A 16,784-nucleotide genomic window follows, 5' to 3' on the forward strand; every position below is an offset into this window, starting at 1 on the left:
AAACATATAATGGATATTAACCTCATTAAAATGGAACTTCATTTTGTAGGAGTTTTCCTGCTTGAAAAGATTAAAGGCTTAAATTGCAAGCACCCTTGAAACTGAAAAAACATTTTTCCGTTGCTACGCGTTGCTGATGTAGCTTTTCTTGACCTTGAAAAAAGAAGAACGCTTTTTTCTGCGTGTAACGTCTCCTCAGGTTACCATCCTGCCTTCCCCATGCAAATTAGGAATTTAGCTAGCCGTTATTTCCTATTTGAATCGTCTTCAACGCTTAAAGTGGAGGGCTCCTCAATGTCAGGAAAATTTTTGATAAGCACTTTGGAGATATGATTCCCTCATTTTTCTTTGACTAATCAATTATTTAACGGCAGCTGTATATTTTAATTTATTACTCACAACTCTTCAAAGTAAATACATTTTAAATGCGCTGGCAATTGTGAACTTCGGCGACTTTCCACTTAATACCCATATCAGTTCCTATACAACCAAAAAACCCCTGTTTCTAAAAAACAGGGGGTTGTAAATCGTTTATTTTTTTATCCTTCTAAAAGGAGGTCGTAAGGATCTTCCAGTAATTGTTTTACACGCACAAGAAATTGTACTGCTTCCTTTCCATCTACTATGCGATGGTCATAAGATAACGCCAAATACATCATAGGGCGTACTTCAATGCTGTCATCTGGCATTACGACGGCACGTTTTTGAATATTATGCATGCCTAAAATACCAACTTGAGGCGCATTTAAGATCGGAGTGGAAAGCATGGAACCAAATGTTCCACCGTTCGTAATTGTAAAGGAGCCACCTTGTAAATCACTCATTGTAAGTTTCTTGTCTCGAGCTTTCTTACTTAGATTACCAATCTCTTTTTCCACCCCAGCGAAATCAAGACGATCTGCATCTCGCACTACAGGTACTACTAAGCCTTCTTCTGTAGAAACTGCAATCCCAATGTCATAGAATTTCTTCATTACTATTTCATTGCCTTGGATTTCTGCATTAAGCAGTGGAAAATCTTTTAATGCTCCAACAACTGCTTTTGTAAAGAAGGACATGAAGCCTAACTTCACACCGTGTTTTTCAATGAATTTTTCTTTACGTTCGCTGCGTAGCTTCATTACATTTGTTAAGTCCACTTCGTTAAATGTCGTAAGCATTGCTGCTTCTTGTTGTACTTCAACTAGACGCTTAGCAATCGTTTGACGACGGCGAGACATTTTAATCCGTTCAACCGGCTTATCAAATTCTGTTTTTTCAGCAGGCTTCTTCTCCTCTTTTGGTTTTGTCGGTTTCGCTGCATCTTTTGAAGCCGCTTCTACATCCTCAGGGCGAATACGGCCAAGTGGATCACGTGGGCTTACCTTACGTAAATCAATATTTAGCTCTCTAGCACGCTTTCTGGCAGCTGGAGAGGCGATTACGTCACCACTTGTTGTTGTCTCTTCACCTGACTCTTCTTTCGTTTCTTCCTTAGTCTCTTGTTTAGAAGGCTCTTTCGGCTGTTCTGCTTGCTTTTCTTCTTTTGTCTCAGCTGGAGCTGATTCAGCATCAGCACTTCCAGCTTCTGCGTTTTCGTCAATTTTTGCAATGACATCGCCAACTTCTACGTCATCGCCTTCCTCTTGAATAATTTCTGTAATCACACCAGAATATTCTGAGTTCACTTCTACATTCACTTTATCTGTTTCTAATTCAACAATTGGATCGCCTTTTTCAACCTTATCCCCTTTTTTAACCAACCATTCAGCAATGGTTCCTTCAGTAATAGATTCAGCTAGTTCTGGTACTTTAATTTCATTCATTAGAATCTCCTCCTTGTGATGGGGCTATTGCTTCCTGAATAATTTGCTTCTGCTCTGTTTTATGCACATTTGGTTCACCTACTGCTGGTGACGAACGATCTGGACGTCCAATATAACGCAAGGTTTGTCCTTCCTTTAGTAGATCTCTTAAATAATCGTCAACAAAATCCCATGAACCCATATTTTTGGGTTCTTCTTGTACCCAAACAATTTCCTCCAAATTTGGCAGCTGTTTTATTTCTTTAGCCAATTGTTCTTTTGGAAACGGATAAATTTGCTCTAATCTCAGTGCACGAAGCCAATCATACTTTTCTCCCGATTGTGCCATTTCTTCTTCAATATCTACCATGATTTTACCGCTACCGATAAGTAAGCGTTTAGCGTTTTTCTTGCTTACTTTTAGATTTGGCTGATCTCGTAAAGCAAGAAATTTACCAGTCGTAAATTCTTCTGCAGGTGATGCAATACGTTGATTACGAATTAAACTGCTTTTTGGAGTCATAATGATTAATGGTCTAGCCTCTTCGCGATTTCGAAGTGCAGCCTGACGACGTAGCAAATGGAAAAATTGTGCAGAAGAAGTAACATATGCCACAATCCAGTTATTTTCTGCTGCCATTTGTAAAAAACGTTCCAAGCGGGCACTGGAATGCTCAGGACCTTGCCCCTCATAACCATGAGGAAGTAACATTACCATATTGGACTTTTCTCCCCACTTAGCTCGAGAAGAAGAAATAAATTGGTCAAACACGACTTGAGCAGCGTTAGCAAAATCACCAAATTGCGCTTCCCAAATAACAAGTGTATTCGTGGCTTCTACGCTATACCCATACTCATAGCCTAACACACCTGCTTCAGACAACGGGCTGTTTCGGATATCAAAAGAAGCTTTTGCCTCATCTAAAATATGCATGGGGCAAAACTTTTCATCCGTTTCTACATCGTGTAACACGAGATGACGATGAGCAAACGTTCCTCTTTCTGAATCTTGCCCCGTTAATCGAATTGGAATGCCATCTCGTAGAATCGAAGCATACGCTAATGCCTCACCAGTTCCCCAATCCGCTTTTTCCCCATCTTGAAATGCATTTTCACGTCGCTTTAAAATACGTTCTAGCTTTCTATTACTATTAAATCCTTCCGGGCGTTTTAATAAACCTTTATTTAATGATTTTAAAGTTTCCAAGTCTATTGCTGTTTCGAACTGCTCCAACCCATTTTTCAGAGCCTTTGGCATTGGTTTCGGTTCACAATCACCGGTTTCATTTTCTTTCATATTATTATAAATATCACGTAATTTGGACTCTGTTTTTTGCTTCATTTCTTTCAGTTGACCATCATTTATAATTCCTTTTTCCTCCAAGTCTTTTGCAAATACTTGAGACACAGAAGGGTGATTGTCAATTAATTTGTATAGGCCAGGCTGGGTCATACGTGGTTCATCCATTTCGTTATGACCATAGCGGCGATACCCAACTAAATCAATCAGAAAATCTTTATGGAATTTCTGGCGATACTCGTATGCAATTTGAATTGCTGAAATACACGCAATAGGATCATCAGCATTCACATGAATAATTGGAATTTCAAAACCTTTAGCCAGATCACTTGCGTATCGTGTGGAACGACCCTCTTCTTGCTCTGTCGTGTATCCTAGCAAATTATTTGCAATAATGTGCAAAGAACCACCAGTTGTATAGCCTGGAAGACCACTTAGATTCAATGTTTCTGCGACTACCCCTTCACCAATAAATGCAGCATCCCCATGGATCAAAACGGGAATAGCTTTATTCATATCCTGCTTTGGATAGCCTCTTTCGTAACGGTAATCTTGCGCCGCACGAGCAAATCCTTCTACAACCGGGTTTACAAATTCTAAATGTGATGGGTTGTGAGCTAAACGAATACGTGTCGTTCCCTCTTCTCCATCAGGCTCTTTCGTTGCTCCGAAGTGATATTTCACATCACCTGTCCAGCCATAATTAATGCCTGTTGATCCTTCAGAAGGAATCAATTCTTTATTTGGCGAATGGTGAAATTCTGAGAATATCTTATCATATGGCTTTCCAAGAATATGTGCTAAGACAGCAAGCCGTCCACGATGAGCCATTCCCATCATAATATTTTCTACTTTGTCCGCGCTTGCATTTTTTACAATTTGATCTAGCATTGGAACCATTGCTTCTAAACCTTCAATTGAAAATCGTTTTTGACCAACGAAGGTCTTTTGTAAAAATCCTTCAAAACCTTCTACTTGAGCAAGACGATCTAGCAACTCCATTTTTTCGACATTCGAAAGATTCAATCTTGCCTTACCGGATTCAATTAAATCCAATAACCAATTGCGTTCTTCTTCATTGTTCAGATGATCAAATTCAAACGTAATCGTACCAGAATAATACTTTTTTAACTCTTTCACTACATCTAATCCATTTTCTACATGATTAGGAGCTTTATCCCATAACCAAGAAGCCGGAATGCTTGCCAAGTCTTCCTCTGTCAGTCCATAGCTTTCAGCTTGCACTAAATTTGACGTTCGTTCATTACGTCTGATTGGATATATATCAGCTTCCAAATGTCCAAAACGTCGAATAGCCTCAACAAGTTTCATTGCTGAGGTGAGTTTTTTTACATCATCTATAGATGTTGCTTGAGCCTCTGCTCCAACTGAAACATTTGCTTGGGATAACCATTGAGGGGCTCCATGCTCATCGAACATCTTTTTAATGGATGGATCTACTGCCTCTGGATCCGCTTTGTATAAATCATATTGCTCTTCTACATACCCCATGTTTGGACCATGAAATTCTGACCAGAATCGCTCATTGGATTCTTCATTTTGTGCCACCTTTTATACCCCCATTAGAAGTTACGTTATCCGTATGAAACGGTATACATTATTCAATGTTCATTATAGAACTGACTACCAATTACTTCAACTAATATACCCTATTTTATTAGTGGATACAACAGGCTGTTCCAACCTTGTATATAATTTAAATTTTCAAATGATTCATCAAACAAAGGCAGATTTCAAATCTATGGTAATTTTTCTTTATTTTACATAGTGAACAAAGGCGCAAGCGCCCGTTTAGCAACGTAGCGAATGGAACGAATCAACTAAAGATAAAATGAATCTTCAATCAGTGGGGTTTTCATTCATCGCCCATTGATTGTTAGGTGAACGAATCGGGGAGTTAGGTGCTGTTATCCCCCACTTAGATTTTGTTTTGTACAGATTATCCAACTCCTGAAGTGGGAGACATACAGCACCTTATATACGGGATAATTTGGTTATCTTTTGTAATGATTTCTGTCCAGTTGTTGCTGCATGTATATGATTTACAAACCACTTAAACAGAAGGAATAGTATATGGACAGCAGCATATAGGTGAAACTTTAATCTTCTAACATGTACTATAGTAAGATGAGAATTGATTCATTTACCACACATGCTGTTTCTTTTTCAGTTATCATTCGTTATAATAGAGTCGCTAGAAAGTATATTGGTCTGTAACTAAAGGAGGAGGACGAGATGAAATTAGCATTAATCTTAGGGGTAGCTATTGTATTTATAACTTCTTGTTTCACTTCGGGATACGAATCAAAGCCAGGTATGCCGAAAAAACAGCAAAGTACTTGAAACTTCTTGTCAATGGTTTTTTGCCACTAGCTTTAAAAGGATTAACACAAAGGCGTTGTAACATTCCGTTACAACGTCTTTTCATGAACTTATAAAGTGAATCTTCAAATAGTGGGGGTATTCATCCTCCACTGCTTGTTAGTAGCCCAAGGGTATGACCTAAAGGCCGCTTACGAAATAGGTGCTGTTATCTCCTACTTAGTCTTGTTGTAGTACAGAAATATCCAACTCCTAAGGCTGGAGTCTTACAACACCTTATATTCGAGATAAACTAATAAGACATTGTTCTTTTTCTGACAATGTGATTCTTGTAAATAATGCAGGGCATTTGTCTATCTTCAAACATGTATATACGTAAATGCTTTCCTATAATACAAATAAGCCGAACAATTATAAATGGATTGTTCGGCTTTTGCTATATAATATTTGCTTATATTCCAATCTCTTTCGTCATCTCTAAGTAATCATGATAATCCTAGAAAGCCTTGTTGCCTCAACACCTCATAAATAATAATAGCTGCTGTATTGGATAAATTTAATGATCTTACTTGTTCGCCCATATGAATGCGTAAACAGCGGTCTTCTTTCCCTGCTAATAAATGCTTCGGTATCCCATTTGTTTCCCTGCCGAAGACAAAAAATAATGGCTCATTCACATCACTGAAATCAAAATCGGTATAGTGCTTCGTTCCGAAATTTTCAATGTAATAGTAACTTCCTTCTGGATACGTCTCATACAAGTCTTGAATGGATGGATACTCGCGGATATCTACATTATGCCAATAATCCAATCCTGCTCTGCGCAGCATTTTATCTTCTGTTGAAAACCCAAGCGGGTGAATTAAATGAAGTGTGGTATTGGTTGCTAAACATGTTCTGGCAATATTTCCAGTATTTGCTGGTATTTCTGGTTGATATAATACGACATGTAAACTCACTGTGTTCTAATCTCCTTACTTCTTTATCCCGCACGTAAGTTGCCATAATCTCCCACCTTTTGGAAGCCTAAGTTGTTCCAAAGGGTCTAAATAAGAGATAACAGCGCCCAAATACCCGAGAAACTTTTGGTCATACTACGGTGTGCTGACATTCGGTAGGAAACAGAAGAAAACTCCTACTGAAAGATACACTTTATATAGTATTAGTATAGCACTACTTTTTCCATAGGTGAAGTTAGCTATTCGAAGTGAAAGGCTTATCTCTTTAAGGAGAATATTGCCCCTTAAATGCAGAGCGAGAAGTAAAAACTCTCCAATACTTCCAAACGTTACTCTGTATAAATACGGAAAAATTTATATTGAATGTCTGGTGTCCAAGCTGTGGAATCTTCGTAAGACCAGTAACGATTTCGACTATTATCTGTATGTGCATTTACGAGTGGCATTCCATTGGCATCCTTAGCAACGACGATCGTATTATGATCCCATCTGCCGTCTCCGGAAAAATCATAACAGATAACATCTCCGGGGATGAGCTGTTCTGCTGTCTCCTTTTCCTCTCCTCTTAAACCTTTTGTAGACCCCGCTAAATACCAGCGCAAAGAGTGTGCAACAGCCCAACTAAAGCTCCAATTGTTATCCTGATACCACCAACCACGATCTCTTACAGGCGCTCCATACATCGGTGCCCCACCTGCATACAAACATTGCGAAACATAATTCGTACAATCTACCGGGAAACGGCGATAATCTGGATTATAATCATTCCACCAACGTTCCGCATATTGCACAGCAGCTTGCCGATCATATGGACTTCTTTTATTTACAAATTTGTCTTTTTCATTGAACAGCTGCTCTTCACCTTCAGCTTCCTGCTTTTTGACTTGGTGTTGATGATCTTTTATTTCGCCTAGATGGTCCAGACGAAAAAGATAAGGTGTCACGGACTCTTCCAAATATAACTGCTCTTCTTGTTTTACTAAGAACTGTACATGCAAGTGGTATTGATAGTATTCCTGCTGATCATACCGCATCGTACTGTATACATGCCCATTTCCTTTGATTTTGACAATTTCGGCATCGCGCTTTGCAAATAACGCTTGCTTTCTCGTCCACCAATCGTCACCTTTTCTATCCCACGAAAAAAAATCTTGCCAATACGCTTTTAATTGTTCCATAAAAAATCCCCTCCATATGAAAGTATATGGGGAGAAAGCTTGGCAAACATCATCTTTTTTTATCGGTGTCTTTCAACGGCTCAAAAGCAAGTCCTTTTTCCATTTCAACCAGTACCTGCTCATCTTCCTCTTCTAACATCGCTTCCTTGATAGCTTGGAAGGCCTCTTTTGTTCCGATTTTGCCTAATGACCAAGCTGCGGTTCCGCGAATAACAGGTCGAGGATCACTTTTCATCACTTCAATAATATCTGCTACAGCAGTTGTATCTTTATAATGTCCTAAAGCAATTAGTGAATTCCGTTGAATCGGCTTTTTTCCACGCCATGATCCTGAGATATGGCCGAATGTCTGTTTAAATTCACGATTTGATAGCTTTAACATGGGAATTAACTTTGGCTTAGCCACCTCATGCTCTGGCTCAAATTCAGGATGAATATGAAAATCTACTTTTAAATTTTTCGGACAAACCATCTGACATGTATCACAGCCGTATACACGATTACCAATTTTCGACCTAAATTCATCTGGTAGAAAGTCTTTTGTTTGCGTTAAAAAGGCGATACAGCGCTTAGCATTAAGCTGCCCCCCTTGCACAATCGCTCCTGTAGGACAAGCATCAATACATTTCGTACAACTCCCACAGCTATCATCAACAGGCTCATCCGGCGTAAAGGGGACATTCGTAATTAGCTCACCTAAATATACGAAAGAACCAAACTCCGGTGTAATAATGGAGGTATTCTTCCCACTAAAACCGATCCCTGCTCGTTCTGCAACTGCGCGATCTGATAATTCCCCTGTATCAACCATAACCTTATTCTTACCATCTGGCACTCTTTCTTGAATAAAAGCAGCAAGTTTCTCCAATCTTTCACGCATGACAACATGATAGTCCACACCCCAAGAAGCTCTGGCAAATAAGCCACGTCGTTCTTCTTTCGTACTTCTTGGAGCACCTTTCATTCGAGTGGGGTATGCTAAAGCAATAGAAATAATTGATTTCGCCTCGGGCAATAATCGGGTAGGTTCCGTTCTTTCTTCAATAGAGCCTTTTTCAAACCCCGATTGGTAATCTAATTCTTGTTGCCTGCGAAGCCGCTCTTTTAATTCAGTAAATACATCTGCAGAGGCGAAACCAATTTTATCAATTCCAATTTGTTTACTATATGCGATAATTTCCTGCTTTAATGGATCTGTATGCATATCGTTCCCTCCCTAACGCCGTTTAACAACAGCAGTTCGCATGCGGTTAATCACTGCTGCAAGCTCGAACCTTCTCGGTCTTGCTAAATCACCTGGGTGTTGATCTGGATATGCAGTAAAAGAAGCTAAGCCTCGCTTATTCATTTGCTCTTCTACTTTGTCAAGCAGTTTTGGCAACGCTAATTGATTCATTTTGTTTTGATAATCTAAGTGCTGTAAAATTTCTGCAATCATACGTGTTTGTGAAGGATCAACTAGCTGTTCCACTTCGGAAAAGTCAATATCTGTGTTTCCCATTATAATATGAGAGAGCCCTTTTGCTTGAACTTTTGAGCGGTTTCCTTTTTTAGTCTGTAGCGTCTGTTGTTGAAAATAACGAGCATCGTTTATATGAAACGGCTCTTCCGCCTTTTCTTTTCTTTCTAGAGGGTATTTTTTCATAATTGCTTTTGCTTCATTCGTAGCATTATCAGGAAGATAATTTTCTAAACGAATCACTGTATCTGCATGCGCAAAATAATCTCCAGACCCACCCATAACAATAATCGTCGATACTGTTAATTCATCTCGTAATTGTTTAATTTTATCAATAAATGGTGTGATCGGTTCCTTGTCGGGGTGGACAAGTAGTTGCATGCGATGGTCTCGGATCATAAAGTTAGTTGCACTTGTGTCCTCATCCATTAATAACGTAGACGCTCCAGCTTCTAACGCTTCAATTACGTTTGCGGCTTGGGAAGTACTGCCACTGGCATTATCAGTTGAGAAAAATGTCATGTCCTGTCCATGCGGCAAATTATTAATAAACGGAGAAATATCTACGCCTGTCACTTTACGACCATCTTCTGCACGTATTTTCACCGCAGCAGGATCTGTTAACACAAACTCTCTACCATCCCCATGTACATGCGCGTAAACACCACGCTCAACCGCTTGCAACAAGGTACTTTTTCCGTGATATCCACCACCTACAATCAGTGTAATTCCTTGTTTAATCGCCATCCCTTTGATCGGCTCTTCAGCATGCGGAATATCAATAGCAACTTCATTTTCAGCAGGGCTTTGAAAAGGAACTGCCTGTTTTAATGGACGGTTACTAATTCCGCTTTCCCTTGGTAAGATAGATCCATTGGCTAAAAACGCAACCCAGCCCTCTTGCTTCATTGTCTCCCGAATAGCATCTTGCTGATCGGCCAGTTTTATTGCTTGTTCAATTGTTTCATCTGTAATCGCGAATACAGATTGATCGATAATGGCTGGAAGTGCTTGAGTAAATAGTTTTTCCGCTTCTTTGCTATTAATTTTTCTTCCATTTGCAGGTAAACCAATCGAAAGACAAACCGTGATTGATGTAGAACTGATCTGCACAGCAGTTCGTTCTAGCTTTTCCTGCCCAGGACGATCAAATAAAATTAACCCACTTTTACCCGATCCTTTTATAAACGTAGGTTGTGTAGCGACTTCTTTCCCTATTACACGCGCAAATGCATCCTCAGTAGCAATTTTCCTTGAATAGGTTTCAAGCCAAGCTGGTTGAATAGCTCGTTTATTCACAGGGATAATCACACGTATTTTAGAAGGGGACGCAAATGGATCTCCTTGTACGTAATCAATTGCTAAATCATAATTATCTGCTTGGTAACGACCTTGAATACGCTTGTATCCCTTATATCCCGTTCCATTAATTTGTTTTAAAATTTGTAATAAGTTATGCATACATACACCTCAATTACTTTGTTTATACAAATAACTTTGTTTTCTTTTTGATTCAGATTTTACATGTTCCCGCCAGCGAAGTAAAACAAACGTCCACCAAGTTTAAACTTGAATTCCATGGTTAGATGAAGAATTGGGCATTTACGACCTCGAGGAGGTTAGTCTAGGATGGAAGGACAGACCTTACTGCCCAGTTACATGCGGGGTAAAGGGGATCTCAAATAGTGGGTTTTCATTCATCCCCCACGGATTATTAGTAGCCCAAGGGGATGGTAAAAGCCTCTTACAAAATAGGGCATTGAGATGCTGGTCTCTCCCACTTAGACGTGTTGCAGTACAGATTACCCACTTCTGTTACAGCACCTTATAGACGTGATAATAAGGACGATAGAAGACCCCCTATTTTTTACATTTTTTATATAATGTAAAAAACGCAATACTTCGTACCTTTACTATTACGAAATACTGCGTTAAGACATATGTATGGAGCGGGTGAAGGGAATCGAACCCTCGTCATCAGCTTGGAAGGCTGAGGTTTTACCATTAAACTACACCCGCATCAAAAAATGTATTTTTTTGACTGCAGAAATTATTATAGCAATATCTTTAAAACAAATCAAGAGGAAATTTAATATTTCTCGACAAAAAGTTTACAAAAAATTAATATTGCCGTTTTCATCCATCAAAAAAAATAGATGTTATCATGGTTTAGTATTCGAATAGCCTCCCTTTTTAGCTACATTCCCCTTATCTAAAGCTATCATTATTATGTGTCTCCATATTCTCTTCATCATATAGTTGAAACTCTTGCACCTATAGGTAGTCAGTAAGAAAAATTTCATGAGTTTAGAACGATACATAAAATTTATTCATTATATTTCATGCAATTCGCTACATATTACCAAAAACCTGCAAGTTAATACTATTTTATCGTTTTATGCCAGCTTAAATTGTGAACTTCGGCGAAAAAGTTGTGAACTTCGAGCAACCTATCTATGAACTTCGGCGAATCTCCTTAGAAAAGTAAGTTCCGTGACAAATACATATTTACATTCCACTAAAGAAGTTATAGAATAGTCATAAGATTTAGGGAGGAGAGGAAGTATGGCTGTATACCCAATTGTTTTAGCACAGCAAAATTTTACCCACCAAGATAGCTTACATTATCCGTTTGAAGAACGGGGGTTGCAATTTGGTGATGGTATTTATGAAGTCATTCGAATTTACAAAGGTAACTACTACCTTTTAAAAGAACATATGGATCGTTTATTTCGTTCGGCAGAAGCCATTAAAATTGATTTAAATGTAACGAAAGAAGAACTGACTCGCCTATTACTGAAGTTGTTAGAAAAAAATAAAATGACCTCAGACGGAAAAGTATATTTACAAGCGACAAGAGGATCTGCACCTCGTGATCATGTATTCCCAATCGATACCCCAGCAAATTTGTATGCTTACGTCCAAGATTTACCTCGCCATAGTGAAAAATTAAAACATGGTGTCTGTACGATTACGAGACCGGATGTCCGTTGGGAAAACTGTTATATCAAAAGCTTAAATTTGCTTCCTAACGTGTTGGCAAAACAAGAGGCAAAGGAACAAAACTGTTATGAAGCTATTTTGCATCGGGATGAACTTGTCACCGAATGCAGCTCGTCTAATATCTACATCGTTAAAGACGGGGCAATTTACACGCACCCTGCTACCAATCGCATCTTGCACGGCTGTGTGCGTATACGTGTAGAAAAATTTGCAAATGATCTTTCCATCCCATTTCATGAGCAGGCTTTTTATAAAGAGGAGCTCTTCCAAGCGGATGAAGTATTCTTATCTAGTAGCACGTCAGAAATCATGCCAGTTATTCAAGTAGACAACGAGCAAATACATGATGGAAAACCTGGAGTAATTACTCGGAAACTACAGGAAGCCTATGAACAAGACGCATTGATAACAGAGAATAAAATTACTTTATAATCCCTTGGGAATAATAAAGCAAAGTATACTTCCAAAGCGGGCGATTTGCATCATCCACCATTTCTAGGTTGTTTGGATTTTACCTTTAAAAAAAAGCATGGGAATAGTTCAAGGAATAATAATTTTTATAAAAAAGTTTAAAATAAGACTTAGAATATATAATGAATGAGGCGGACCATAACTAGTAACAGCTGATTAAAAATCAAACAATAAATCGTCATTTGTGTATACGCACGTTTTTAGCGTAACCAAAATATGTAGCCTCCTGCGGAACAGCGCGAGCTGAAAATCCCGTAGGAAGGCGATTTTTGCTTTCCAAGGAAGCTGAGGCAGTGCCTCACGGAAAGCGACGGATTTTGACATAGCGATAATAGGATTTTTTTTAATATAAACAAGCCGAACAATTATTAACTGATTGTTCGGCTTTTGCTATATACTATTTGCTTTGCTTATGCCCCAGACTCTTTTTCGTTAAGAAAAGCATGGATGTTTAGACTTTACAACATTTCCCCTCTCAGTTACTATATTCATAATAGAAAGAAAATACTGATAAAATCATCATGGGAAATCGAGAGAAAGTTGGTGTTCTTTTGCTTTATACCCAATATGAGATACTGATTAAAAGAAAGAAACGATTTCTTCTACAAATGCTAGTTTTTCTTTTGGCATTTTATTTTATGCTCCCTTTATCACTCGCATTATTTCCAGATTTCATGAACAGCACAAGTATTTTATTCGAATTTACCTGGGGATGGCTATACGCCTTTTTACAAATACCCATGACATGGGTATTGGGGTGGCTGTATTGTAGAAAAGCAAAGCAGTTTGACCGTTATAAGAACAAGCTAAAACAAGAGGCAGTATCGTGAATTTAACTTATTTCCTGTTTTTTATCTGTATTATTGTATGTACGTTAATTATTACCTATTGGGCAGCAAAACGAAGTAAGACAGCGAATCGCTTTTATACAGCAGCTGGCAGTTTAACTGGATTGCAAAACGGAATGGCAATTGCAGGAGATTTTATAAGTGCAGCGTCTTTTTTGGGAATTGTAGGGGCAATTGCTTTACACGGATATGACGGCTTTTTATATTCAATTGGCTTTCTCGTTTCCTATCTTGTTGTACTCTATTTAATTGCTGAGCCCGTACACCATCTTGGAAAATACTCACTTGGAGATGTAATTTGCGCTCGTTTTCCTGGGAGACAAATGCGCTTAATGATGGCAATCAGCGCTTTTATCATATCCATTCTATACATGATTCCTCAACTTGTCGCGTCAGGTCTCCTCATTCGTCTATTATTAAATACCGATTATTCGATCTCCGTAGTTGTGATTGGTAGTTTGATGACAATATATGTTGTCTTTGGAGGAATGCTAGCAACCTCCTGGGTACAAATCGTAAAAACAGTCGTATTAATGTCCGGAACCTTCCTACTATCATTAATTGTGTTTTCTCATTTTAATTGGAAAATAGAAGATTTATTAGTAGCTGTAAAAAAAGGGACGCCATTAGGAGAAGCATTTTTTTTGGCTGGACATTTGTTTCAACAACCATTGGAGATGTTATCCATGCAGTTGGCATTAATACTAGGTACAGCTGGATTGCCACATATTTTAATTCGCCTTTTCACTGTGAAAAACATTCTTGAGGTGCGTCGTTCCATTACTAGTGCTACTTGGATAATTGGTATATTTTACTTCATGACCCTCGTCCTTGGTCTTGGAACCATCGCGATTTTAGGCTTCGAACTATTAATTACTACAGATTCTACCGGTAATTTAGCGGCACCTCTTTTGGCACAAGCGGTTGGCGGCGACTTTCTATTAGCATTCATTTCTGCAATTGCTTTTACAACGATCGTTGCAGTTATTTCAGGTCTGGTCATTTCTGCAACTTCTGCATTTTCTCACGACGTGTACCATCATTTAATAAGAAAGGGAAAATCAACTGAAAAAGAACAACTTCAAGCAGCACGATGGACTGCATTAGGAATTGGTCTTATATCGACACTATTTGCATTACAACTTGAAAATATAAATGTGACTTTTTTAGTCTCTTTAACATTTATTGTCGCTGCCTCCAGCAACTTCCCTATACTACTTTTAACAATTCATTGGAAGCGCTTCAACAAAACAGGAGTTCTAATTGGCATGATAAGTGGACTCACCGCATCTATAATCTTCGTTGCTCTTGGTCCACATATTATGAATACGGATGGAGGTTGGATACCATATAAGCCTATATTCACGCTATATAACCCTGGAATTATCGTTATTCCTATTGGTTTTTTAGGGGCGATTATCGGTAGCTATGTAACACGTGGGAGAGAAAAGTGGACGAAGGAAAAGCAAGCATTTTTCCTAAGAGCGCAAACAGGTGTTACTACAAGGAGAGAAAGATCTTGAAGGAATTGACTATTATTTTATTTGAACGACAAGGTTTACTATTAGTAATCGCTTTTGTTATGACTCGTACACCTGGTTTTCGTACATTGCTTTATCGGGAATATAGTGTACGAATGTCTATTGTTCATAGTTTTATTTTTGGTCTGTTTGGCATTGCCAGTACAATAACAGGAATTACCATTGATGGGGATACGATTATTCGCAGCTTTGTTTGGCAAGCAGAGGATGATCAGCTTATTGTAAGTTCGAGCCTAATCGCTATTGTGATAGCTGGGCTTTTAGGAGGTCCTTCGGTTGGATTTGGAGCAGGCATCATTGCTGGAGCACATGTCATGCTATTAGGGGGTATCGGTTGGCTTGCCAATGGAATTGTAAATCCACTTACTGGGCTATTAGCTGGATTAACAGCGCAATTTTTTTCCAATGAACGCGTCATCTCTCCAATGAAGGCTTTGTTTATTGGCGTTTTCCCACCTGTATTGCATATGCAATTATTGTTAATTATTCATTCACAATTAGGTGAAACAGTGACCATTGTTGATCGAATCGGTCTTCCATTAGTATTGTCAAATAGTATCGCTATCGCCGTTTTCACAGCAATGATTGGCATAGTTCTTCGGGAGCAAGAAAATGAAGCAGCACTTGCAGCTAAACAAGCACTTGCAATTGCAGAGGAGGCACTCCCGTTTTTAAGAAATGATTATCCACAGCAAATGGCTATAGGCATCGCTCAGCTATTATACGAGAGATTAAAGCTTGCTGCAGTTTCAGTTACAAGTGGAACAGAAGTGCTTGCTCATGTAGGTATCGCCGATGATCACCATCGTTCAGGAGATCAAATTAGTACTGCTATTTCTCGGGAAGCAATGGAAACAAAAGAAATGAAAATTGCTTATACTCCTTCCGAGATTCAATGTAGAATACAAGACTGCCCTTTAGAGGCTGCTATTATTATTCCAATAGTAGCTGCGGATGAACCAACATGGTTAATCCAATTTTATTTCCGTAAATCGCAGCATATTCGTCCAGTAGAAATCATGCTGGCGAAAGGCTTAGGACAATTGATATCCAAGCAAATGGATACCATTGCCGCTGAGAAGCTAAAATCACATATACGCGATGCAGAATTACGAAACTTACAAGCCCAGATCAATCCGCACTTTTTGTTTAATACACTACACTTAATTAGTTCTTTAATTCGAGAAGATCCTGAAAGAGCGAAATATATTACGGTCCAACTGGCAAACTATATGCGATTTAATTTGCGGCTTGTTTCTAAATCGTTAGTTAAATTAGAAAAAGAATGTGAACATGTAAAAGCCTATATCGATATTGTGCAAGCCCGTTTTGCATGTCAAATGGAAATTGTTTTTTTACGACCAACCATTTTACCTGAAGTATTTATTCCACCATCTACCATTCAACCACTTGTTGAAAATGCGGTACGACACGGACTAAAAAATGTGACCCACAACGGTAGAATCAACGTTTGCATTCAAGTAGAAAGTGCAACAATCCTTATCTATGTACAAGATAATGGTATGGGCTTTTCGGAGGAAATGTTAAAAGCTATTCAACATCAAACGTCAGCAAAACAAAACGAAACTTATGAAAAAACGGGATTGCGTAATGTAAACCAGCGGCTTGTCCACTTGCTTGGAGAGTCGGCAAAGTTGCATTTTCGAAATTTAACGAATGGTGGAAGTGAAGTATTATTTCGAATTCCTAAAATAACCACAGGAGAGCTAATTAACAATGCAACAGTTTAAAATCAAATAAATGCTTAGTTGGTAATCCGGATCATTTTAAAACGATCATTTTTCCTAATTTTTAAAACGGATTGAAAATCGGCTTAGCAGCAGTTTTAATTTCAATTTTAGAAGCTCTTCGACACATCAAGCTAGATTGTTAATAGT

10 protein-coding genes and 1 tRNA gene are annotated in these 16,784 nt (G+C 38.6%); 4 read left to right on the top strand and 7 right to left on the bottom strand.

All coding sequences use genetic code 11. The features are described from left to right. Window positions 1–539: 539 nt before the first annotated feature. The 7 genes from odhB to BKP57_RS04300 all read right to left on the bottom strand — a co-directional run bounded on the left by odhB (window position 540) and on the right by BKP57_RS04300 (window position 11,042). A complete protein-coding gene (odhB, locus tag BKP57_RS04270; RefSeq protein ID WP_050350193.1) occupies window positions 540–1,805 on the bottom strand; it encodes a 2-oxoglutarate dehydrogenase complex dihydrolipoyllysine-residue succinyltransferase in 1,266 nt (421 codons plus the stop codon). Next, entirely contained in the window at window positions 1,798–4,653 is a 2,856-nt protein-coding gene (locus BKP57_RS04275; protein ID WP_050350192.1) for a 2-oxoglutarate dehydrogenase E1 component, read from the bottom strand. Before BKP57_RS04275 ends, odhB begins: the two co-directional genes overlap by 8 nt. 1,259 nt (window positions 4,654–5,912) lie before the next feature. Continuing rightward, window positions 5,913–6,386, bottom strand: coding sequence for a tRNA (uridine(34)/cytosine(34)/5-carboxymethylaminomethyluridine(34)-2'-O)-methyltransferase TrmL (gene trmL, locus BKP57_RS04280; RefSeq protein WP_072741038.1), 474 nt, complete (start codon window positions 6,384–6,386; stop codon window positions 5,913–5,915). Window positions 6,387–6,715: 329 nt separating this feature from the next. Continuing rightward, the gene (locus BKP57_RS04285) at window positions 6,716–7,564 is read right to left on the bottom strand and encodes an amidase domain-containing protein (protein WP_050350190.1); all 849 of its coding nucleotides are present in this window, start codon (window positions 7,562–7,564) and stop codon (window positions 6,716–6,718) included. Between the two features lie 49 nt (window positions 7,565–7,613). Then, the gene (gene queG / locus BKP57_RS04290) at window positions 7,614–8,768 is read right to left on the bottom strand and encodes a tRNA epoxyqueuosine(34) reductase QueG (protein ID WP_072741039.1); all 1,155 of its coding nucleotides are present in this window, start codon (window positions 8,766–8,768) and stop codon (window positions 7,614–7,616) included. 12 nt (window positions 8,769–8,780) lie between these two features. Next, complete coding sequence (locus BKP57_RS04295) at window positions 8,781–10,484, bottom strand: ABC-ATPase domain-containing protein (protein WP_072741040.1); 1,704 nt, start codon at window positions 10,482–10,484, stop codon at window positions 8,781–8,783. A 484-nt stretch (window positions 10,485–10,968) separates the two neighbouring features. Continuing rightward, window positions 10,969–11,042, bottom strand: a tRNA-Gly gene (locus BKP57_RS04300). A gap of 546 nt (window positions 11,043–11,588) precedes the next feature. Here BKP57_RS04300 and dat point away from each other — a divergent pair. The 4 genes from dat (at window position 11,589) to BKP57_RS04320 (ending at window position 16,637) form a co-directional block, all read left to right on the top strand. Continuing rightward, the gene (gene dat, locus BKP57_RS04305; RefSeq protein WP_050350187.1) at window positions 11,589–12,458 is read left to right on the top strand and encodes a D-amino-acid transaminase; all 870 of its coding nucleotides are present in this window, start codon (window positions 11,589–11,591) and stop codon (window positions 12,456–12,458) included. Between the two features lie 560 nt (window positions 12,459–13,018). Then, complete coding sequence (locus BKP57_RS04310) at window positions 13,019–13,327, top strand: DUF485 domain-containing protein (RefSeq protein ID WP_050350186.1); 309 nt, start codon at window positions 13,019–13,021, stop codon at window positions 13,325–13,327. Further along, the gene (locus BKP57_RS04315; RefSeq protein WP_072741041.1) at window positions 13,324–14,868 is read left to right on the top strand and encodes a solute symporter family protein; all 1,545 of its coding nucleotides are present in this window, start codon (window positions 13,324–13,326) and stop codon (window positions 14,866–14,868) included. The genes BKP57_RS04310 and BKP57_RS04315 overlap by 4 nt, the downstream gene beginning before the upstream one ends. Then, a complete protein-coding gene (locus tag BKP57_RS04320) occupies window positions 14,865–16,637 on the top strand; it encodes a LytS/YhcK type 5TM receptor domain-containing protein (RefSeq protein ID WP_072741042.1) in 1,773 nt (590 codons plus the stop codon). The genes BKP57_RS04315 and BKP57_RS04320 overlap by 4 nt, the downstream gene beginning before the upstream one ends. Window positions 16,638–16,784: the final 147 nt, after the last annotated feature.

Origin of the sequence: Virgibacillus sp. 6R, from assembly GCF_001895305.1 — a bacterium.
In the GTDB taxonomy this organism is placed as follows: domain Bacteria; phylum Bacillota; class Bacilli; order Bacillales; family Amphibacillaceae; genus Virgibacillus; species Virgibacillus pantothenticus.

Excerpts from the sequence above, each read along its gene's own strand:
- odhB (WP_050350193.1), bottom strand. The coding sequence starts at position 1,805 with ATGAATGAAATTAAAGTACCAGAACTAGCTGAATCTATTACTGAAGGA.
- BKP57_RS04285 (WP_050350190.1), bottom strand. The coding sequence starts at position 7,564 with ATGGAACAATTAAAAGCGTATTGGCAAGATTTTTTTTCGTGGGATAGA.
- queG (WP_072741039.1), bottom strand. The coding sequence starts at position 8,768 with ATGCATACAGATCCATTAAAGCAGGAAATTATCGCATATAGTAAACAA.
- BKP57_RS04295 (WP_072741040.1), bottom strand. The coding sequence starts at position 10,484 with ATGCATAACTTATTACAAATTTTAAAACAAATTAATGGAACGGGATAT.
- dat (WP_050350187.1), top strand. The coding sequence starts at position 11,589 with ATGGCTGTATACCCAATTGTTTTAGCACAGCAAAATTTTACCCACCAA.
- BKP57_RS04310 (WP_050350186.1), top strand. The coding sequence starts at position 13,019 with ATGGGAAATCGAGAGAAAGTTGGTGTTCTTTTGCTTTATACCCAATAT.